The organism is Streptomyces sp. NPDC002835, from assembly GCF_053591995.1.
The window spans coordinates 107,769-126,252 of record NZ_JBSFUW010000012.1 but is presented as its reverse complement, the minus strand read 5'-3'; the positions used below and the strand labels follow the sequence as shown (position 1 = coordinate 126,252).

Sequence of the window (18,484 nt, the reverse complement as noted above, 5' to 3'; positions counted from 1 at the left end):
TTCAAGGACATGGCGAACTACACCGCCGCTGACGTGAAGAAGCTCCGCGAGCTCACCGGCGCCGGCATGATGGACTGCAAGAAGGCGCTGGACGAGGCCGACGGCAGCGTCGACAAGGCCGTCGAGGCCCTGCGCATCAAGGGCCAGAAGGGCGTCGCCAAGCGCGAGGGCCGCTCCGCCGAGAACGGCGCCGTCGTCTCCCTGATCGCCGACGACAACACCTCCGGTGTGCTCGTCGAGCTGAAGTGCGAGACGGACTTCGTCGCCAAGGGCGACAAGTTCCAGGCCGTCGCCGGCGCGCTCGCCGCGCACGTCGCCAAGACCGCCCCGGCCGACCTCGAGGCGCTGCTCGCCTCCGAGATCGAAGCCGGCAAGACCGTCCAGGCGTACGTCGACGAGGCCAACGCCAACCTCGGCGAGAAGATCGTCCTGGACCGCTTCGCGCAGTTCTCCGGCGCCTACGTCTCGGCCTACATGCACCGCACCATGCCCGACCTGCCCCCGCAGATCGGTGTCCTGGTCGAGCTCGACAAGGCCGACGCGGACCTCGCCAAGGGCATCGCGCAGCACATCGCCGCCTTCGCCCCGAAGTACCTCTCCCGCGAGGACGTCCCGGCCGAGGTCGTCGAGTCCGAGCGCCGCGTCGCCGAGGAGACCACGCGCGCCGAGGGCAAGCCCGAGGCCGCGCTCCCGAAGATCGTCGAGGGTCGCGTCAACGGCTTCTTCAAGGAGGCCACCCTCCTCGGCCAGCCGTACGCGCTGGACAACAAGAAGACGGTTCAGCAGGTTCTGAAGGATGCCGGTGTCACCCTGAAGCGCTTCAGCCGCATCAAGGTCGGCATCTGAGTCCGTACGCGACGGACACCGGACCCCGGTAGGGTCTGAAGCAGTCGTCGGCGTACGCGCCCGGCGATCGCAGATCTGACGAGGAGGCCATTGCCGTACGGGAAACCGCAAGGACCCACTGGCAATGGCCTTCTTCGTATGTGCACGAGGAGATCTCCATGAATCAGGGCGCCGCACAGAGCGACGACAACCACGGCAAAAAGACCGGCCGCTTCATGCTGAAGCTGTCCGGCGAGGCGTTCGCCGGTGGCGGAGGCCTGGGCGTCGACCCCGACGTCGTACACGCCATCGCCCGCGAGATCGCCGCGGTCGTACGCGACGGCGCGGAGATCGCGGTCGTCATCGGCGGAGGCAACTTCTTCCGCGGGGCCGAGCTGCAGCAGCGCGGCATGGACCGGGCCCGCTCCGACTACATGGGCATGCTCGGCACGGTCATGAACTGCCTCGCCCTCCAGGACTTCCTGGAGAAGGAAGGCATCGACTCCCGCGTCCAGACCGCCATCACCATGGGCCAGGTCGCGGAGCCGTACATCCCGCTCCGCGCCGTGCGCCACCTGGAGAAGGGCCGTGTGGTCATCTTCGGCGCCGGTATGGGCATGCCCTACTTCTCCACCGACACCACCGCCGCGCAGCGGGCCCTGGAGATCGACGCCGAGGCCCTGCTCATGGGCAAGAACGGCGTCGACGGGGTCTACGACTCCGATCCCAAGACCAACGGGGACGCGGTGAAGTTCGACGCGCTGGAGTACGGCGAGGTGCTGTCGCGCAACCTCAAGGTCGCCGACGCCACCGCGATCACCCTCTGCCGCGACAACGCCCTGCCGATCCTCGTCTTCGAACTCCTCGCCGAAGGCAATATCGCCAGGGCCGTCAAGGGTGAGAAGATCGGCACGCTCGTGAGCGACCGGGGCACCCGGGCCTGATCCGGGGCGCCCCAAGAGGGATGGACAAAGTCCTGCCGGTCGGACACCGTGCAGGCAACACGCGACGCAGGTTCCGCCGGCCCAGTGGTACGAGCCGGGCCTACCTCAAGACACGCAGGAGCAAGTGGTGATCGAAGAGACCCTCCTCGAGGCCGAGGAGAAGATGGAGAAGGCCGTCCTGGTCGCCAAGGATGACTTCGCCGCGATCCGCACCGGACGTGCGCACCCGGCGATGTTCAACAAGATCGTGGCGGACTACTACGGTGCCCTGACCCCGATCAACCAGCTGGCCTCGTTCTCCGTTCCCGAGCCGCGGATGGCCGTCGTCACGCCGTTCGACAAGACCGCGCTGCGCAACATCGAGCAGGCGATCCGCGACTCGGACCTCGGCGTCAACCCGAGCAACGACGGCAACATCATTCGCGTGGTGTTCCCGGAGCTGACCCAGGACCGCCGCAAGGAATACATCAAGGTCGCCAAGACCAAGGCCGAGGACGCCAAGATCTCGATCCGCTCCGTGCGCCGCAAGGCCAAGGAGACCATCGACAAGCTGATCAAGGACGGCGAGGTCGGCGAGGACGAGGGCCGCCGTGCGGAGAAGGAGCTCGACGACACCACCGCGAAGTACGTGGCGCAGGTGGACGAGCTGCTGAAGCACAAGGAAGCCGAGCTGCTCGAGGTCTGATGAACGACTCTTCCTGGGGGGCCTCGCACGGCGCCGGATACGCCGGCGCGTGGCCGCCGCCCGAGCAGGGGCCCCTCCCGGCGGGTTCCGCCCACGATGGGCACGACGCGCGGTATACATCTGAGACGCGGCCCATGCCCATCGTGCCGGACTTCCCCGACGCAGGCAGAGACGCCGACAACCGTCGCGGCGCAGACCGCGAGGACCGTGACCGGGGGGCCGCTCGACTGGGCGGCCCCCTGTTCCGTGACGAAACGCCGCAGGAGCCCATGCCCACCCCGCCGCCGCCGGGCGAGCCCACCCCACAGCCGCCCTCGCGGCCCGAGCCCCCGCAGAAGAAGCGGGCCGGCCGGGATCTGCGTGCGGCGATAGGGGTCGGCGTCGGCCTCGGCGCGGTGATCGTCCTCTCGCTCTTCTTCGTGAAGGCCGTCTTCGTCGGTGTGATCGCCGTCGCCGTCGTCGTCGGTCTGTGGGAGCTGACCTCCCGCCTCGAGGAGCGCAAGCAGATCAAGGCGCCCCTCGTCCCGCTCGCGGTGGGCGGCGCGGCGATGGTCGTCGCCGGTTACGTCCGCGGCGCGGAGGGTGCCTGGGTCGCGATGGCGCTCACCTCCCTCGCGGTCCTGGTCTGGCGGATGACCGAACCGCCGGAGGGTTATCTGCGGGATGTCACGGCCGGCATCTTCGCGGCGTTCTACGTCCCCTTCCTGGCCACCTTCGTCGCCCTGATGCTGGCGGCGGACGACGGACCGGAGAGGGTGATCACGTTCCTGCTGCTGACCGTGGTCAGCGACACCGGCGCGTACGCGGTCGGCTGGCGCTTCGGCAGGACCAAGCTGGCGCCGCGCATCAGCCCCGGCAAGACCCGCGAGGGGCTGCTCGGCGCGGTGTCGTTCGCGATGGCCGCGGGCGCGCTGTGCATGCAGTTCCTCGTCGGCGGCGGCACCTGGTGGCAGGGCCTGCTCCTCGGCCTCGCGGTCGCGGTCAGCGCCACGCTCGGCGACCTGGGCGAGTCGATGATCAAGCGGGACCTCGGCATCAAGGACATGGGCACGCTGCTCCCCGGGCACGGCGGCATCATGGACCGGCTGGACTCCCTCCTGCCGACGGCCCCGGTGGTGTGGCTGCTGCTGGTGCTCTTCGTCGGGTCGGGCTGAGTCGCGGATTCGTCCGCGGGGGCTCGTCGTCCACAGGGCGGCGGGCCCTTCGTGCTTACTGCGGCCGCGGCGGCGATCCTTGTCGGATCCGGAGGGCAACGCTTCGCGCTCCGGTGCGGCCGGCGCGATCTCGCGCCGTCTCCACAGCAGCCGAAACCGCCCGGCCCCAGAGAGATTTGCCGCTTATGTCTATTTTCTATGGGAATTTTATCTTTAGGATGGGAGTATCCGATTTCCAGGGGGTGAGCGGATGTCTACGGGAACTCTTCTCGCGATCATCATCCCGGTTGCCGCCGTGCTGGCGGCGCTCGCCGTGCTCGGCTGGTTCGCCATGCGCCGGCGCCGTCTGCGGCAGCGGTTCGGCCCCGAGTACGAGCGGACCGCCGAGGACGCGGGCAGCCTGAGCGCCGCCGACCGCGAACTGAGCGCCCGGGAGAAGCGGCACGACGCGCTGGACATCAAACCGCTGACTCCTGCCGTCCATGACCGCTACGCCCAGGACTGGCAGAAGGTCCAGGGTGACTTCGTGGATCATCCCGAGGAGGCGGTGCAGGAGGCGGACCTCCTGGTGACCTCGCTCATGCGGGAACGCGGCTACCCCACGGACAACCTCGAACAGAAAGTGCAGGACCTGTCCGTCGAGCACGGCAGGACCGTGGAGCACTACCGCGCCGCCCATGACGTCAACGAGCGCAGTCGGCAGCACAAGGCGAACACCGAACAACTCCGTGGCGCGATGGTGCACTATCGCGCGCTCTTCGACGAACTGCTCTCCGACGGCGGGCCCCGTCAGGCCCGCGCGTGAGCGCCTCGGACATCGGAACTCTTCGACCATCAGGACGGAGGAGAGATGGAACGCGAACACACGCCAGGCCCGGCCGAGACCGGACTCTCCACGGACGACCTTGCCGCGCCTCCGGACAGGGGTGTGGGCGACCGGCCCGAGGCCCAGTCCCCGGGTTTCCCGGGCGAGGCCCCCGGGGCGACGTCGGAGGCCGAGGCGATGCCGCCCGAAGCCTCGACCGTCCCGCGGGAGCCGGAACCCGGGGCGGACACCCTGGATGCGTCCGCAGGGGAAGACGCTCCGCAGCTTCTGACTGAGGAGGACGAGTCAGGATTCCGCACGCGGTGGCAGGAAATCCAGAACCGATTCGTCGACGACCCGCGTGAGGCCGTCCATGAGGCCGACGGCCTGGTGGCGGATGTCATGCAGACCTTGGCCGCTACTTTCTCCCAGCACAAGCAGGACCTGGAGGGGCAGTGGAGCAAGGGCGAGGAGGCCGACACGGAGGACCTGCGCCTGGCCCTGCGGAAGTACCGGTCCTTCTTCAACCGGCTGTTGTCGAGCTGAGCAACCGTCGCTTCGGTTTGCACCTGTGACCGGCGGGACGAGCCGGCCGGAGCCCCCGCCGCTCGAGAGCGGGGGCTCGTCCGGTGCCCGCGGATCACCGCAAACGATCTGCGACACTGGTACGGACATGCCTAAGCCCGGAGAACTCACTTTCGTCGCCCCCCGCGGAGCCAAGAAGCCGCCGCGGCACCTCGCCGACCTCACGCCCGCCGAGCGCAAGGAGGCCGTCGCCGCGATCGGCGAGAAGCCGTTCCGCGCCAAGCAGCTGTCCCAGCACTACTTCGCGCGGTACGCGCACGACCCGGCGCAGTGGACCGACATCCCCGCCGCGGCCCGCGACAAGCTCGCCGGAGAGCTGCTGCCCGACCTGATGTCGGTCGTACGGCACATCTCCTGCGACGACGACACCACCCGCAAGACGCTCTGGCGCCTGCACGACGGCACGCTCGTCGAGTCCGTGCTCATGCGCTACCCGGACCGGGTCACCATGTGCATCTCCTCGCAGGCAGGCTGCGGGATGAACTGCCCCTTCTGCGCCACCGGGCAGGCCGGTCTCGACCGGAACCTGTCGACCGCCGAGATCGTGCACCAGATCGTCGACGGCATGCGGGCGCTGCGCGACGGCGAGGTCCCCGGAGGGCCGGCCCGGCTGTCCAACATCGTCTTCATGGGCATGGGCGAGCCGCTCGCCAACTACAAGCGGGTCGTCGGAGCAGTCCGCCGCCTCACCGACCCCGAGCCGGACGGTCTCGGGCTCTCGCAGCGCGGCATCACCGTTTCGACCGTCGGCCTGGTGCCGGCGATGCTGCGCTTCGCCGACGAGGGCTTCAAGTGCCGTCTCGCGGTGTCGCTGCACGCCCCGGACGACGAGCTGCGCGACACCCTGGTCCCGGTCAACACCCGCTGGAAGGTGCGCGAGGTCCTCGACGCCGCCTGGGAGTACGCCGAGAAGTCCGGCCGCCGGATCTCCATCGAGTACGCGCTGATCCGCGACATCAACGACCAGGCGTGGCGCGGCGATCTGCTCGGCCGGCTGCTCAAGGGCAAGCGGGTCCACGTCAACCTGATCCCGCTCAACCCGACGCCCGGCTCCAAGTGGACGGCGTCGCGCCCCGAGGACGAGAAGGCGTTCGTGGAGGCCATCGCCGCGCACGGTGTGCCGGTCACCGTCCGGGACACCCGCGGTCAGGAGATCGACGGGGCCTGCGGGCAGCTGGCCGCGCAGGAGCGGTGACCGAAGGGCCGTCGGCCATGGCTGATACTGTGCCCTGTGCGTTCGCACAAATGAACAACAAAACATTCCGACAGGGGAGCGCACCACAGCGCTGAGAGTGCGGCAGGCCGTCACGGCCGCGGGCCGCAGACCCTCGGACCTGATCCGGGTCATACCGGCGTAGGGAGTCAGCATCATCATGAACAGCCAGCTTCGGCGTGCCGTCGGCACGGCACTCGTCGGCGCCCTCGGCATCACGACGCTCGCCGCGTGCGGCGGGGAGTCCAAGGACTCCGGATCCGGCGGCGGGAGCGAGTCGAAGACCGTCACGCTCGTCAGCCACGATTCCTTCGCGGCGTCAGAGGCGGTGCTCAAGGAGTTCACCCGGCAGACCGGCTACACGGTCAAGGTGCTCAAGAGCGGCGACGCCGGCGCCGCGCTCAACAAGGAGATCCTGACCAAGGGCTCCCCGCAGGGCGACGTCTTCTTCGGGGTCGACAACACCCTCCTCTCCCGCGCGCTCGACAACGACCTCTTCACGCCCCACGAGGCCGAGGGCCTCGACCGGGTCGTCCCCGAGGTGCAGCTCGACGCGGACAAGCACCGGGTGACGCCCGTCGACACCGGCGACATCTGCGTCAACTACGACAAGAGGTTCTTCGCAGACAAGAAGCTCGCGCCGCCGAAGACCTTCACCGACCTCGCGAAGCCCGAGTACAAGAACATGCTCGTCGTCGAGAACGCCGCCACCTCCTCGCCCGGCCTCGGCTTCCTCCTCGGCACCGTCGGCGAGTACGGCGAGTCCGGCTGGCAGGGCTACTGGAAGAAGCTCAAGGACAACGGCGTCAAGGTCGTCGACGGCTGGGAGCAGGCGTACAACGAGGAGTTCTCCGGGTCCGCCGGCGGCAAGAAGGCGGGGGCCGACCGCCCGCTCGTCGTCTCGTACGCCTCCAGCCCGCCCGTCGAGGTCCTCTACTCCGACCCGCAGCCGGCCGAGGCGCCGACCGGTGTGGCCACCGGCACCTGCTTCCGCCAGATCGAGTTCGCCGGCCTGCTCAAGGGCGCGGAGAACGAGGCGGGCGGCAAGGCGCTGCTGGACTTCATGATCAGCAGGAAGTTCCAGGAGGACATGCCGCTGAACATGTTCGTCAACCCGGTCGTCGAGGACGCGAAGCTGCCCGAGCTGTTCACCGAGCACGGCGCCGTGATCGAGAAGCCCGAGACCGTCGCCGCGGACACCATCGCGAAGAACCGTGAGCAGTGGGTCCGGTCGTGGTCCTCGCTCGTCGTGAAGTAAGGACGTCCCTGCGCGGGAACGCGGCACGGCTCGGCCTGATGGCCGGCCCGGTCGCGTTCTTCGCCGTCTTCTTCGCCTACCCCGTCTCCGCGATCGTCGGGCGCGGTCTCCACGCCGACGACGCCTGGCAGTTCGGCCGGTTCGGCGAGGTGCTCGGCCGGCCGGACATCCTGTCGGTGCTGTGGTTCACCACCTGGCAGGCGCTCGCCTCCACGGCGCTGACCCTGCTGATCGCGCTCCCCGGCGCCTACGCCTTCGCCCGCCTCGACTTCCCGGGCAAGCGGCTGCTGCGCGCGGTCGTCACCGTGCCGTTCGTGCTGCCGACGGTCGTCGTCGGCACGGCCTTCCTGGCACTGCTGGGCCGCGGCGGGCTCCTCGACGAACTGTGGGGCGTCCGGCTGGACACCACCGTGTGGGCCATCCTCCTCGCGCACGTCTTCTTCAACTACGCCGTGGTCGTCCGCACCGTCGGCGGCCTCTGGTCGCAGCTCGACCCGCGCCAGGAGGAGGCCGCCCGGGTCCTCGGCGCCGGCCGCTTCGCCGCGTGGCGGCGGGTGACGCTCCCCGCTCTCGTACCGTCACTGGCCGCCGCCGCCCTGATGGTCTTCCTCTTCACCTTCACCTCGTTCGGCATCGTGCAGATCCTCGGCGGCCCGTCCTTCTCCACCCTGGAGGTGGAGATCTACCGGCAGACCGCCGACTTCCTGGACCTGACCACGGCGGCCGTGCTGACCATGGTGCAGTTCACCGCGGTCGGCGTCGTCCTCGCCGTGCACGCCTGGACCGTACGGCGGCGCGAGAGCGCACTGCGGCTCGCCGACCCCGCGCGCACCGCGCGCCGGCCGCGCGGCGCGGCCCAGTGGACGCTGCTCGGCGGCGTCCTGGCCACCGTGGCCGTCCTGCTGCTGGCGCCGCTCGCGGTGCTGGTCGAGCGCTCCTTCGACACCCCGGCCGGCTACGGGCTCGACTACTACCGGGAGCTGACCACCGTCGACCCGTCCGGCGGCGCCTTCCTCGTGCCGCCGATCGACGCCGTGTGGAACTCGCTCCGGTACGCCCTGGCCGCCACGGCCATCGCGGTCGCGGTCGGCGGGCTCGCCGCGGCGGCGCTCACCCGCAGGGCCGGCCGGCTGGTCCGCGGCTTCGACGCCCTGTTGATGCTGCCGCTCGGCGTCTCCGCCGTGACCGTGGGCTTCGGCTTCCTCATCACCCTCGACGAACCGCCGCTCGACCTGCGCGCCTCCTGGATCCTGGTGCCCCTCGCCCAGGCACTCGTCGGCGTGCCCTTTGTCGTCCGCACCATGCTCCCGGTGCTGCGCGCCGTGGACGAACGGCTGCGGGAGGCCGCCGCCGTCCTCGGCGCGTCACCGCTGCGGGCCTGGCGCGAGGTCGACCTGCCGCTGGTGCGCAGGGCGCTGCTGGTGGCCGCCGGCTTCGCCTTCGCCGTCTCCCTCGGCGAGTTCGGCGCGACCGTCTTCATCGCCCGGCCCGACAACCCGACGCTGCCCGTCGCCGTCGCCCGCCTGCTGGGCCGGCCCGGCGAGCTCAACTACGGGCAGGCGATGGCGCTGAGCACGATCCTGATGGTGGTGTGCGCGGTGGCGCTGCTCCTGCTCGAACGCGTCCGCACCCAGTCCACGACCGAGGAGTTCTGATGACACTGCTGGAACTCCGGGGCGTGAGCGTACGGTTCGGGTCGCGGACCGCGCTCGACACGGTGGACCTGAAGGTCGCCGAGCACGAGATCGTGTGCCTGCTCGGGCCGAGCGGCAGCGGCAAGTCCACGCTGCTGCGGGCGGTCGCCGGGCTCCAGGACATCGACGCGGGCCGGGTTCTGCTCGGCGGCGCCGACCAGTCGGGGGTGCCGGTGCACCGCCGCGGCGTCGGGCTCATGTTCCAGGACCACCAGCTCTTCCCGCAGCGGGACGTCGGCGGCAACGTCGCGTTCGGACTGCGGATGCACGGCGCCGGCCGGGGCGAACAGGCCCGCCGGACGGACGAGTTGCTGGAACTCGTCGGCCTGCCCGGCGCGCACAGACGGTCCGTCGCGGCGCTCTCCGGCGGCGAGCAGCAGCGGGTCGCCCTCGCCAGGGCACTGGCGCCCGAGCCGAGGATCCTGATGCTCGACGAACCGCTCGGGCAGCTGGACCGCGGGCTGCGGGAACGGCTCGTCGTCGAACTGCGCGGCCTGTTCGGGCGGTTGGGCACGACGGTGCTCGCCGTCACCCACGACCAGGGCGAGGCCTTCGCGCTCGCCGACCGTGTCGCCGTCATGCGGGACGGGAGGATCGCGCAGGCGGGGACTCCGCTGGAGGTCTGGCAGCGGCCCGCGTCGGAGTTCGTCGCCCGCTTCCTCGGCTTCGACAACGTGGTGGCCGCGACGGTCGTCGGCTCGGCCGCCGACACGGTGTGGGGCAAGATCCCCGTGCCGGACGGCTCACCGCAGGGCGCGCGCACGGTCCTCGTACGGCCCGACGGCGTACGGCTCACCGACCCCACGCAGGGCCTGCGATGCACCGTCGGGGCCCGCACCTTCCGCGGCAGCCACGTCGCGGTGCGGCTGCGGCCGGACGACGGTCCCGAGCTGGAGGCGGAGTGCTCACTGCTCGAGGCGCCGGCCGAGGGCGACACGGTGGGCGTGGTGTTCGCCGCCGACGACGTCGTGGTCCTCGGGGCGGACGGGCCCGACGGGCCTTAGGCGGGCTGTTCGGGGACGGTTGCGGCATCGAGCAACCGGCGCAGGGCGCCCGGCGCCTCCTCGACCGAGTCGACGAGCGCGATCCGCGACTCCATCGACCGGCCGCGCGCCAGTGACCGCAGCAGCGGCCAGGCGGGCAGATGCTCCGTCCAGTGGGACCGGTTCACCAGCACCATGGGGGTCGGCTCGCCGCGGGACTCGTAGTAGTTCGGGGTCGCGTTGTCGAAGATCTCCTGCAGGGTGCCGGCGGCGCCCGGCAGGAAGATCACACCCTGGTTGGACCGGGCCAGCAGGCCGTCCTCGCGGGTGGCGTTGGCGAAGTACTTGGCGATGTGACTGGCGAAGGCGTTCGGCGGCTCGTGACCGTAGAACCAGGTCGGGATGCCGACCGAGTCGCCGCCCTGTGGCCAGCGGTGACGCACCTCGAAAGCGGCCTGCGCCCAGTCGGTCACCGACGGCGCGAACGACGGCGACTTCGCGAGCAGCAGCAGCGCGTCCTCCAGCATCGCGTCCGGGTGCGGAGCCGCGTACGCGCCGAGGTTGGCGGCCTCCATCGCGCCGGGGCCGCCGCCGGTCGCCACGGTGAACCCGGCCCGGGACAGCTCGCGGCCGAGCCGTGCGGCGCCGGCGTACGCGTCCGTGCCGCGGCCCATCGCGTGCCCGCCCATGACGCCCACGACGCCCTGGCCGACGAGGAGTTCGTCGAGCGCGTCGGAGATCGCGTCGTCGTGGACGGCGCGGAGCATCGAGGCGAAGATGTCGCCGTCGGCCTTGGTCCGCTGGAACCAGGCGTAGGCGAGGGCGTCGGGCGTCGCCTCGTAACCGCCGTCCGCGAGGCCGGCGAAGAGGTCGCCGGGGGAGTACAGCCGGCCGCGGTACGGGTCGAACGGCAGATCGGGTACGGGCGGGAAGACCAGCGCGCCGTCCGCGCGCACCTTGGCGGCGGCGTCGGGCTCCATCCGGCAGCCGAGGAACACCGCGGCGGTCGTCTCCGCGCGGAGCAGGTCGGCGGTGCGGGCGGTCAGGTCGAGGGACTGCAGCCGGTACCCGACGAGCGAACCGCGGGCGGCGACCTGGTCGAACTCGTCGAGGGACTCGATCTCACGGTCGGGAGGGGTGGCCGTCATGCGCCCACGATAGGCGGCGGCCGGTCTTGTCCCCCACCCCGCCCCTTCCCGAACCGGGGGACAACCCCCGGGCCCCGCGCCTCAATCGCCGGCGGGGCTGGATGTGCCCGGTTCCGCGCTGGGTCCGGTGCGGTTGAGCGTTGGCGGGGCGCTGCCCCGACCCCGCGCCTCAATCGCCGGCGAGGCTGATTTCGCGGAGCGAAATCCAGCCCGGCCTGGGGGGTACTCCCCCTACGCCTGGCGGCGTGGGAGGTGCCCCCACCCACGGCCGTCAGGCCGTAGGGGGAGATTGAGGCCACCGCGCGGAGCGCGGTACCGGGTCCGGGCGGAGCCCCCACGCGGCGGAGCCGCACATCCGGTACAGCGGGAAGGGGCGGGGTGGGGAGGAGGCCCGCGCAGCGGTTCGGCCGAAACGGTTCAGCGCGTCAGCGGCGCCGCCGCCAGCGCCCCCACCGTGAGGGTCAGCGGGACGAAGACCGTCACGAGGACGCCCGCCCGCAGCGCCGCCGCCTGCCGCAGGAGCGTCGCCGGCGCGCCCAGCGTGTCCAGCGTCGTCGTGGTCTCGGCGCGGGCCGCCCTGACGTCGAGGGCGGACGTCAGGAGCGCCGCCGTCGTGCAGGCGACGACGAGCGTCGCGCCGAGCGCCGTCATCGGGCCCCAGGGCCGCGGGGCGGAACCGTACGCCGCCGTGGTCGCGACCGCGCCCGAGGCCACCGCGCAGAGCACGCCGAGCGGGCGGCCGATGCGCCGGGACTCGTGCATGAGGAGGCGGCCGGCCAGCAGGCGGGTCGCGCCGGGGCGGGTGGACTGGAGGAGGCGGCCGCAGAGGTGGGTGACGGCCGGGCCGGCGAGCCAGAGGCCGAGGGCCGTGAGCGTCCAGCCCGCCAGCACTCCGGCCGGCCGCCCGTCGGCGCGGACGGCGCTCGTGTACGTCTCGACGGCCAGGCCGACCGCGACGAGCGCGACGCCCCAGGGCAGCCCGGCCGGGGTGGCGTCCGGCTCCCCGGCGTCGGGCGACGTGGCGCCCGGCCGCAGGACCACCGCGGCGGCCGCGGTGGCCAGCAGCGGCACGAGTGCCAGGAGTGTGAGCGCGGCGGGCAGCGGCAGCGGCAGGTCCGCGGCGAGGAGTTCGGCCGCGGCCCCGTCGAACGGCAGCCCCGACAGGTCGCCCCGCAGATGCAGGAAGAACAGCAGCGCGACCATGCTGCCGAGCGTGCAGGACAGTGCGGTGGACGCGACGGCGAGCGCGGTGAGGCGGACGGGCCCGAGCCCGACGGCGGACAGGCCGGGCCGCGGCCGCGTCCCCGGGTCCGTACGGGCCACGGCCACCGCGAGGTACACCGTCGCGGCGAGCGGCAGGCCGCACCACAGCAGGCGCATCACGGCGGCGGGGTCGCCGGGGTGCGACAGCGCGTACATCAGCGTGCACAGCAGCAGGAAGCCGACACCCGCCGATGCCCCCGCCACCACCAGACGGCGCAGGAGTACCAGCGGATGCGCCCCGCGGGCTAGACGGAGAGCGAGCACGCGGCGGCCCGGCCTTCCGCGTCCGCTCCTGCCAGGGAGCCCACGCGCCGCCCGTCGGCGAGCGTGATCGTACGGTCGGCGAGCGCCGCGACGTCCAGGTCGTGCGTGGCGATGACCATGGTGATCCGGTGCGAGCGGACGGCGGCGGCGAGCGTACGCAGGACGTGCGCCCGGTCGATGCTGTGCAGCGGGGCCGTCGGCTCGTCGGCGAAGAGTACGGACGGGGTGGTGACCAGGGCCCGCGCGACGGCGACGCGCTGCTGCTCGGCCCGGAGCAGCGCGCGGGGGCGCTTGCTCGCGCAGGGGCCGATGTCCAGCCGCTCCATCCACTCCATCGCCGTCGTCTTCGCGGCCCGCCGGGAGACGCCCGCGAGCAGCAGGGGCAGGGCTGCGTTCTCCCAGGCCTTCAGTTCCGGTACGAGCGTCGGCTCGGGGTCGATCCAGCCGAAACGGTCACGCCGCAGCCGCTCGCGCACCATCGGCGGCATGGTGTGCACGGGTGTGCTGTTGAACCACACCTCGCCCTGCTGCGGCACGAGCCGCCCGGACAGGCACTGCAGGAGCGTGGTCTTGCCGCTGCCGCGCGCACCGTGCACGGCGAGGATCTCGCCGTCCCGCACGCCCAGCGACACGCCGACGAGGGCCGGGGAGCCGCGGTGGGCGTGGTGCAGGGAGCGAGCCCAGATCACATCGTTGTCCGGCGGGGCCACCATGACGTACACCTCGGTTCTGATCACATATCCGGCCCCCCGTACGGGGGAACGAAGACAGGGCCGATCGGTCACTGGGCACGCTAAGGAGTCACCGCCGGGCTCCGGGGAAGCACGCGGCCCGGGCGCGGTCCATCTCACTCGGATGGAGGCACCCGGGCCGCGGCCGGGGGAGAGCGGGGTGGAGCCGGACGGGTCCGGCCCCGGCGGGGCTAGAGCTTGGTCCACGCCTCGGCGAGGACGCCGCGCAGGATCTGCTCGATCTCGTCGAACGTCGACTGGTCGGAGATCAGCGGCGGCGCGAGCTGGACGACCGGGTCGCCACGGTCGTCGGCCCGGCAGTACAGGCCGTTGTCGTACAGCGCCTTGGAGAGGAAGCCGTACAGGACCCGCTCGGTCTCCTCGTCGTTGAACGACTCCTTGGTGACCTTGTCCTTCACCAGCTCGATGCCGTAGAAGAAGCCGTTGCCGCGGACGTCGCCGACGATCGGCAGGTCGTGCAGCTTCTGCAGCGTGGAGAGGAAGTTGCCCTCGTTGTCGAGGACGTGCTGGTTGAGGCCCTCGCGCTCGAAGATGTCGAGGTTGGCGAGGCCCACGGCCGCGGAGACCGGGTGGCCGCCGAAGGTGTAGCCGTGCAGGAAGGTGTTGTCGCCCTTGTAGAACGGCTCCGCGAGGCGGTCGGAGACGATGCAGGCGCCGATCGGGGAGTAGCCGGAGGTCATGCCCTTGGCGCAGGTGATCATGTCCGGCACGTAGTCGAACTTGTCGCAGGCGAACATCGTGCCGAGCCGGCCGAAGGCGCAGATGACCTCGTCGGAGACGAGCAGCACGTCGTACTGGTCGCAGATCTCGCGGACCCGGCGGAAGTACCCGGGCGGCGGCGGGAAGCAGCCGCCGGCGTTCTGCACCGGCTCGAGGAAGACCGCGGCGACGGTCTCCGGGCCCTCGAAGAGGATCTGCTGCTCGATCTGGTCGGCGGCCCAGCGGCCGAAGGCCTCGGGGTCGTCGCCGTAGATCTGGGCGCGGTAGATGTTGGTGTTCGGCACCTTGTGCGCGCCGGGGACCAGCGGCTCGAAGGGGGCCTTGAGGGCCGGCAGGCCGGTGATGGACAGGGCGCCCTGCGGGGTGCCGTGGTAGGCGACCGCGCGCGAGATGACCTTGTACTTGGTCGGCTTGCCCTGCAGCTTGAAGTACTGCTTGGCGAGCTTCCAGGCGGTCTCGACGGCCTCGCCGCCGCCGGTGGTGAAGAAGACCTTGTTCAGGTCGCCCGGCGCGTGGTGGGCGAGACGCTCCGCGAGCTCGACCGCCTTGGGGTGCGCGTAGGACCAGATGGGGAAGAACGCGAGCTCCTGCGCCTGCTTGTAGGCGGTCTCCGCGAGCTCGTGCCGGCCGTGGCCCGCGTTGACCACGAAGAGGCCGGAGAGGCCGTCGAGGTAGCGCTTGCCCTTGTCGTCGTAGATGTAGGTGCCCTCGCCACGCACGATGGTGGGCACGGGTGCGTGCTCGTACGACGACATGCGGGTGAAGTGCATCCACAGGTGGTCGTAGGCGGACTTTGACAGGTCGCTGCGGTCCTGGCTCACGGCTATCGGGTTCCCCACATATAGGTCTGCTTCTTGAGCTTGAGGTAGACGAAGCTCTCGGTGGAGCGCACGCCGGGGAGCGCGCGGATCCGTTTGTTGATCACTTCGAGGAGGTGGTCGTCGTCCTCGCAGACGATCTCCACCATCAGGTCGAAGGAGCCCGCGGTCATCACCACGTACTCGCACTCGGCCATGGCCGTCAGCGCGTCCGCCACGGGATCGACGTCGCCCTCGACCGTGATGCCGACCATCGCCTGGCGTCGCAGGCCCACGGTGAGCGGGTCGGTGACGGCGACGATCTGCATGACGCCCTGGTCGAGCAGCTTCTGGACGCGCTGCCGCACGGCCGCTTCGGACAGGCCGACGGCCTTGCCGATCGCGGCGTACGGACGGCGACCGTCCTCCTGGAGCTGTTCGATGATCGCGAGGGAGACCGCGTCGATCGTCGGGGTCGACGAACCGCTCACGGTCGTGTTCCTGGGGTCTGCGCTACGACTGGCCACGACCACACTGTGCACCGCGACTCGTCTGTCTGGCAAGCCCAGAGCGATGAAATTCGTTGTTGCGAGGGTCAAACTTCACTGAATCCGAAGTTGGAGCGTGGTGGGCCTGTTGAAAAGCTCAGCGGAGCGATTAGGGTGGGGTGTCTCACCCATCGGACACGACAGGAGGGGTGGCAACAGTGACCACCGAGCTGCGTCGACTGCGCAACTACATCAACGGGGAGTTCAAGGACGCCGCCGACGGCCGGACGATCGACATCGTCAACCCCGTCACCGGCGAGGTGTACGCCACGTCGCCGCTCTCCGGCCAGGCCGACGTCGACGCCGCCATGGACGCTGCCGCGGCCGCCTTCCCCGCCTGGCGCGACACCACGCCCGCCGAGCGCCAGAAGGTGCTGCTCAAGATCGCCGACGCGTTCGAGGAGCGGGCCGAGGACCTGATCGCGGCCGAGTCGGAGAACACGGGCAAGCCGATCGGGCTGACCCGCACCGAAGAGATCCCGCCGATGGTGGACCAGATCCGCTTCTTCGCGGGCGCCGCGCGCATGCTGGAGGGCCGCTCCGCGGGCGAGTACATGGAGGGCCTGACCTCCATCGTCCGGCGCGAGCCGGTCGGCGTCTGCGCGCAGGTCGCGCCGTGGAACTACCCGATGATGATGGCCGTCTGGAAGTTCGCCCCGGCGCTCGCCGCGGGCAACACCGTCGTGCTGAAGCCGTCGGACACCACGCCGGCGTCGACCGTGCTGATGGCCGAGATCATCGGCGCGATCGCGCCCAAGGGCGTCTTCAACGTCGTCTGCGGCGACCGCGACACCGGCCGCACGATGGTCGAGCACCCGACCCCCGCGATGGCCTCCATCACCGGTTCCGTACGCGCGGGCATCCAGGTCGCGGCGTCCGCGGCCAAGGACGTCAAGCGCGTCCACCTGGAGCTCGGCGGCAAGGCGCCGGTCGTGGTCTTCGAGGACACCGACATCGCCAAGGCTGTCGAGGACATCTCCGTGGCCGGCTTCTTCAACGCCGGGCAGGACTGCACCGCGGCGACCCGGGTGCTGGTGCACGAGTCGATCCATGACGAGTTCGTGTCCGCGCTGGCCAAGGCCGCGGCGGAGACGAAGACGGGCGCCCCGGACGACGAGGACGTGCTCTACGGCCCGCTGAACAACGCCAACCAGCTGAAGCAGGTCACCGGCTTCATCGACCGGCTGCCGGCGCACGCCAAGGTCGAGGCCGGCGGTCAGCGCGTCGGCGACAAGGGCTTCTTCTACGCCCCGACCGTCGTCTCCGGCCTCAAGCAGGACGACGAGATCATCCAGAACGAGGTCTTCGGCCCGGTCATCACCGTCCAGTCCTTCACCGACGAGGCGCAGGCCCTCGAGTGGGCGAACGGCGTGGAGTACGCGCTGGCGTCCTCGGTGTGGACCAAGGACCACGCGCGGGCGATGCGCATGTCCAAGTCCCTCGACTTCGGCTGCGTCTGGATCAACACCCACATCCCGCTGGTGGCGGAGATGCCGCACGGCGGCTTCAAGAAGTCCGGCTACGGCAAGGACCTCTCGGCGTACGGCTTCGACGACTACACGCGCGTCAAGCACGTGATGACGTCCCTCGACGGCTGACCCCGTCCCCTTCTCCCGGAAGGGAGACGCTGCGCGCCCGGTGCCCTGTGCACCGGGCGCGCAGCCGTTCCCGGGACCGGTGGCGGGAAGGCGCCGCTCCGTCAACTCCCCGGCGCAGACTGGGGATCATGAGCGACGACCGGATGAACGCGACTGTCACCTACGGCCTGCTTGCCGCCTGGGCGCTGCACGACCTGGAGGAACTGGCCACCGGGCCGCGGTGGCTACGACGAAACGTCCCCGTGCTCCGGGAACGGTTCCCGCAGGTCCCCGAGCGGCTGTGGCGGGCCGCGGAGACGGTCGACGAGCGCGAATTCGCCGCGGCGGTGGGTGCGATGGCGCTGATGGTCGGTGCCGCGTCCGTGGCCGGGCACCGCAGCGGCGGCCGGTCGGCCTTCTATCAGGGCGCGGTAGACGGTTTCGGGCTGCACGGCCTGGTCCACATCGCCCAGGCGGCCGCCGTGCGCGGCTACACCCCCGGCTCGGTGACCTCGCCGCTGATCGTGGTGCCGTTCGCGCTCTGGGCCAGGGGGCGGCTGCGGCGTGCCGGGGTGCTGCGGCCCGCCCGCGCACGCGACGTCGCGGCGGGACTGGCGGCGGCCGCGGGCGCGACCGCCGTCGCCCACCTGGTCGCCCGGCGGATCAGCGGCGTCCGGCAGCTGTGAACCAAGTTTTGAACATGTTCACTTCTGCCGTAGGCTGCCCGTATGAGCGAGAGAGCAGCCCTCTTGCGGGGGATACGTGTGTGGTTGGGCTTCTTCGTGGTGTGTCTGGTGCTCAGTGGGGTGACCGCCTTTCCGCTGGTGACGGAGATGCGGTGGCTGGAGGGCCTGCTGAAGTCCGCCGCCTCGCCCGTCCCCGAGCAACTGCCCGCCGCCATGGAGTGGATCGAGCGGGTACGGGAGGGGCTCGAGGCCACCGAGGAGAAGTACCCCTTCGTGCTCTACGGCACGGACTGGCTCGCCTTCGCCCACCTGGTGATCGCCGTCGCCTTCTACGGGCCGTACCGCGATCCCGTCCGCAACGTCTGGGTCGTGGAGTTCGGCATGATCGCCTGCGCCGGGATCATTCCGCTCGCCCTGATCTGCGGCCCGATCCGGGGCATCCCGTTCTGGTGGTCGGTGATCGACATGTCCTTCGGCGTCTTCGGCGTGATCCCGCTGTACCTCGTCCGCCGCAGGATCAAGCGCCTCGAGGCGCTGACAACGTCGGCCCCCGCACGGGAACCGGCGCCGTCGGCGGCCTGAA

At 70.9% G+C, this 18,484-nt stretch carries 18 protein-coding genes and 1 riboswitch; of the genes, 13 read left to right on the top strand and 5 right to left on the bottom strand.

All coding sequences use genetic code 11. The annotated features are described in order from the left end of the window. Nucleotides 1-9 precede the first annotated feature (9 nt). The 10 genes from tsf (at nucleotide 10) to ACWD01_RS15850 (ending at nucleotide 10,167) form a co-directional block, all read left to right on the top strand. Nucleotides 10-846, top strand: a complete 837-nt coding sequence (tsf, locus tag ACWD01_RS15895) for a translation elongation factor Ts (RefSeq protein WP_451162109.1) — start codon at nucleotides 10-12, stop codon at nucleotides 844-846. A gap of 158 nt (nucleotides 847-1,004) precedes the next feature. After that, nucleotides 1,005-1,769 carry a UMP kinase gene (pyrH, locus tag ACWD01_RS15890; protein ID WP_451162107.1) on the top strand — a complete coding sequence of 255 codons (765 nt, stop codon included), beginning with the start codon at nucleotides 1,005-1,007 and terminating at the stop codon, nucleotides 1,767-1,769. Between the two features lie 127 nt (nucleotides 1,770-1,896). After that, nucleotides 1,897-2,454: a ribosome recycling factor gene (gene frr / locus ACWD01_RS15885; protein WP_005311329.1), complete on the top strand. Its 558-nt coding sequence runs from the start codon at nucleotides 1,897-1,899 to the stop codon at nucleotides 2,452-2,454. Next, entirely contained in the window at nucleotides 2,454-3,608 is a 1,155-nt protein-coding gene (locus tag ACWD01_RS15880; protein WP_451162104.1) for a phosphatidate cytidylyltransferase, read from the top strand. Before frr ends, ACWD01_RS15880 begins: the two co-directional genes overlap by 1 nt. Nucleotides 3,609-3,858: 250 nt before the next feature. Further along, nucleotides 3,859-4,413: a hypothetical protein gene (locus ACWD01_RS15875; protein WP_451162102.1), complete on the top strand. Its 555-nt coding sequence runs from the start codon at nucleotides 3,859-3,861 to the stop codon at nucleotides 4,411-4,413. 45 nt (nucleotides 4,414-4,458) lie between these two features. Continuing rightward, a complete protein-coding gene (locus ACWD01_RS15870) occupies nucleotides 4,459-4,959 on the top strand; it encodes a hypothetical protein (RefSeq protein WP_451162100.1) in 501 nt (166 codons plus the stop codon). A gap of 127 nt (nucleotides 4,960-5,086) precedes the next feature. After that, complete coding sequence (gene rlmN / locus ACWD01_RS15865) at nucleotides 5,087-6,193, top strand: 23S rRNA (adenine(2503)-C(2))-methyltransferase RlmN (RefSeq protein WP_451162098.1); 1,107 nt, start codon at nucleotides 5,087-5,089, stop codon at nucleotides 6,191-6,193. 62 nt (nucleotides 6,194-6,255) lie between these two features. Further along, nucleotides 6,256-6,376, top strand: a riboswitch (TPP riboswitch). Beyond that, nucleotides 6,372-7,469 (top strand): thiamine ABC transporter substrate-binding protein, encoded by a 1,098-nt coding sequence (locus tag ACWD01_RS15860; protein ID WP_451162096.1) that lies wholly within the window; start codon nucleotides 6,372-6,374, stop codon nucleotides 7,467-7,469. (Overlaps the previous riboswitch by 5 nt.) 38 nt (nucleotides 7,470-7,507) lie before the next feature. Further along, on the top strand, nucleotides 7,508-9,124 hold the full coding sequence (locus ACWD01_RS15855; protein ID WP_451162094.1) for an ABC transporter permease: 1,617 nt from the start codon (nucleotides 7,508-7,510) through the stop codon (nucleotides 9,122-9,124). Continuing rightward, nucleotides 9,124-10,167, top strand: a complete 1,044-nt coding sequence (locus ACWD01_RS15850; RefSeq protein WP_451162092.1) for an ABC transporter ATP-binding protein — start codon at nucleotides 9,124-9,126, stop codon at nucleotides 10,165-10,167. Before ACWD01_RS15855 ends, ACWD01_RS15850 begins: the two co-directional genes overlap by 1 nt. On the opposite strand, the gene ACWD01_RS15845 is transcribed toward ACWD01_RS15850, so the two are convergent. From ACWD01_RS15845 to ACWD01_RS15825, 5 genes are all read right to left on the bottom strand, one after another. Beyond that, nucleotides 10,164-11,294: an LOG family protein gene (locus ACWD01_RS15845; protein ID WP_451162090.1), complete on the bottom strand. Its 1,131-nt coding sequence runs from the start codon at nucleotides 11,292-11,294 to the stop codon at nucleotides 10,164-10,166. The two genes, ACWD01_RS15850 and ACWD01_RS15845, sit on opposite strands and share 4 nt — an antisense overlap. Before the next feature lie 417 nt (nucleotides 11,295-11,711). Further along, nucleotides 11,712-12,821 (bottom strand): hypothetical protein, encoded by a 1,110-nt coding sequence (locus ACWD01_RS15840; protein WP_451162088.1) that lies wholly within the window; start codon nucleotides 12,819-12,821, stop codon nucleotides 11,712-11,714. After that, entirely contained in the window at nucleotides 12,803-13,534 is a 732-nt protein-coding gene (locus ACWD01_RS15835; RefSeq protein WP_451162252.1) for an ABC transporter ATP-binding protein, read from the bottom strand. The genes ACWD01_RS15840 and ACWD01_RS15835 overlap by 19 nt, the downstream gene beginning before the upstream one ends. A 209-nt stretch (nucleotides 13,535-13,743) precedes the next feature. Then, entirely contained in the window at nucleotides 13,744-15,132 is a 1,389-nt protein-coding gene (locus ACWD01_RS15830; protein ID WP_451162086.1) for an aspartate aminotransferase family protein, read from the bottom strand. Further along, the gene (locus tag ACWD01_RS15825; protein ID WP_451162250.1) at nucleotides 15,117-15,632 is read right to left on the bottom strand and encodes an Lrp/AsnC family transcriptional regulator; all 516 of its coding nucleotides are present in this window, start codon (nucleotides 15,630-15,632) and stop codon (nucleotides 15,117-15,119) included. Before ACWD01_RS15825 ends, ACWD01_RS15830 begins: the two co-directional genes overlap by 16 nt. Nucleotides 15,633-15,796: 164 nt before the next feature. Here ACWD01_RS15825 and ACWD01_RS15820 point away from each other — a divergent pair, with 164 nt between their 5' ends. The 3 genes from ACWD01_RS15820 (at nucleotide 15,797) to ACWD01_RS15810 (ending at nucleotide 18,483) form a co-directional block, all read left to right on the top strand. Next, nucleotides 15,797-17,236, top strand: coding sequence for a gamma-aminobutyraldehyde dehydrogenase (locus ACWD01_RS15820; protein WP_451162248.1), 1,440 nt, complete (start codon nucleotides 15,797-15,799; stop codon nucleotides 17,234-17,236). Nucleotides 17,237-17,364: 128 nt separating this feature from the next. Continuing rightward, entirely contained in the window at nucleotides 17,365-17,901 is a 537-nt protein-coding gene (locus tag ACWD01_RS15815) for an HXXEE domain-containing protein (protein ID WP_451162084.1), read from the top strand. A 42-nt stretch (nucleotides 17,902-17,943) separates the two neighbouring features. Beyond that, nucleotides 17,944-18,483 (top strand): hypothetical protein, encoded by a 540-nt coding sequence (locus tag ACWD01_RS15810; RefSeq protein WP_451162082.1) that lies wholly within the window; start codon nucleotides 17,944-17,946, stop codon nucleotides 18,481-18,483. Nucleotide 18,484 lies beyond the last annotated feature (1 nt).

Excerpts from the sequence above, each read along its gene's own strand:
- ACWD01_RS15845 (WP_451162090.1), bottom strand. The coding sequence starts at position 11,294 with ATGACGGCCACCCCTCCCGACCGTGAGATCGAGTCCCTCGACGAGTTC.
- ACWD01_RS15870 (WP_451162100.1), top strand. The coding sequence starts at position 4,459 with ATGGAACGCGAACACACGCCAGGCCCGGCCGAGACCGGACTCTCCACG.
- ACWD01_RS15875 (WP_451162102.1), top strand. The coding sequence starts at position 3,859 with ATGTCTACGGGAACTCTTCTCGCGATCATCATCCCGGTTGCCGCCGTG.
- ACWD01_RS15855 (WP_451162094.1), top strand. The coding sequence starts at position 7,508 with ATGGCCGGCCCGGTCGCGTTCTTCGCCGTCTTCTTCGCCTACCCCGTC.
- tsf (WP_451162109.1), top strand. The coding sequence starts at position 10 with ATGGCGAACTACACCGCCGCTGACGTGAAGAAGCTCCGCGAGCTCACC.
- pyrH (WP_451162107.1), top strand. The coding sequence starts at position 1,005 with ATGAATCAGGGCGCCGCACAGAGCGACGACAACCACGGCAAAAAGACC.
- ACWD01_RS15880 (WP_451162104.1), top strand. The coding sequence starts at position 2,454 with ATGAACGACTCTTCCTGGGGGGCCTCGCACGGCGCCGGATACGCCGGC.
- ACWD01_RS15850 (WP_451162092.1), top strand. The coding sequence starts at position 9,124 with ATGACACTGCTGGAACTCCGGGGCGTGAGCGTACGGTTCGGGTCGCGG.
- ACWD01_RS15815 (WP_451162084.1), top strand. The coding sequence starts at position 17,365 with ATGAGCGACGACCGGATGAACGCGACTGTCACCTACGGCCTGCTTGCC.
- ACWD01_RS15860 (WP_451162096.1), top strand. The coding sequence starts at position 6,372 with ATGAACAGCCAGCTTCGGCGTGCCGTCGGCACGGCACTCGTCGGCGCC.
- rlmN (WP_451162098.1), top strand. The coding sequence starts at position 5,087 with ATGCCTAAGCCCGGAGAACTCACTTTCGTCGCCCCCCGCGGAGCCAAG.
- ACWD01_RS15835 (WP_451162252.1), bottom strand. The coding sequence starts at position 13,534 with ATGGTGGCCCCGCCGGACAACGATGTGATCTGGGCTCGCTCCCTGCAC.
- ACWD01_RS15810 (WP_451162082.1), top strand. The coding sequence starts at position 17,944 with ATGAGCGAGAGAGCAGCCCTCTTGCGGGGGATACGTGTGTGGTTGGGC.